Origin of the sequence: Gemmiger sp. An120 (genome assembly GCF_002160955.1) — a bacterium.
GTDB lineage: Bacteria > Bacillota > Clostridia > Oscillospirales > Ruminococcaceae > Gemmiger_A > Gemmiger_A avium.
Window position 1 is genome coordinate 1 of the sequence record NZ_NFLN01000049.1, and the last position, 581, is coordinate 581.

General features: G+C 45.3%; 1 protein-coding gene. It reads right to left on the bottom strand.

Translation table 11 applies throughout. The features are described from left to right. Positions 1 to 581: restriction endonuclease subunit S (locus tag B5E65_RS15930; RefSeq protein ID WP_242957593.1), on the bottom strand; the 581-nt coding region annotated here is incomplete at both ends.

Below are 581 nucleotides of genomic sequence, written 5' to 3' on the forward strand. Positions count from 1 at the left end.
CACCTCTTTTATACTTCTTGAGCTGTTCAACGAGTGCTGCCTGTGCAGCGATTCTTTTATCGAGGGTAACGAGGATAGAGGCGATTTTCTCCTGCTCTTCAATTACCGGCAAATACACCTTTATTGTTTCTATCTGCGGGTATTTCAAGTTCCATGTATCTGAGGTCATTCCCTGCGAGTTTTTTCTGAACTCATTGATCAGCTTATAGTTTTTGAAGAGTGCAGCAAAATAATCATTGCAGATAGGTAACTTAGCTGTAAGAACGGTATATGCAGGACTGACAATGCCGTCATAAGGGGAAACACCATTTGCTCCTTGCCACATACGCATGGAGTTATAGACCATATCGCCCTTGCGAACAACTTTGTAGCTGCTTTTATCCTCGCTTGAGTTATCTTTTCCCTCAATTTCGGAACGCTGCATAACCCCATCATTCATCGTTACAGAAAGTAGCTCCATATCAGCTGCCCCACGCTCACTGCGCTCGGCATAGATGTCTCCTATGCGATGCAGCACATACGGCTCATCAAAGCCAGGGAAGCGGAGTTTCGGACGCTTTTCGAGACCGTTACTTGAGGAT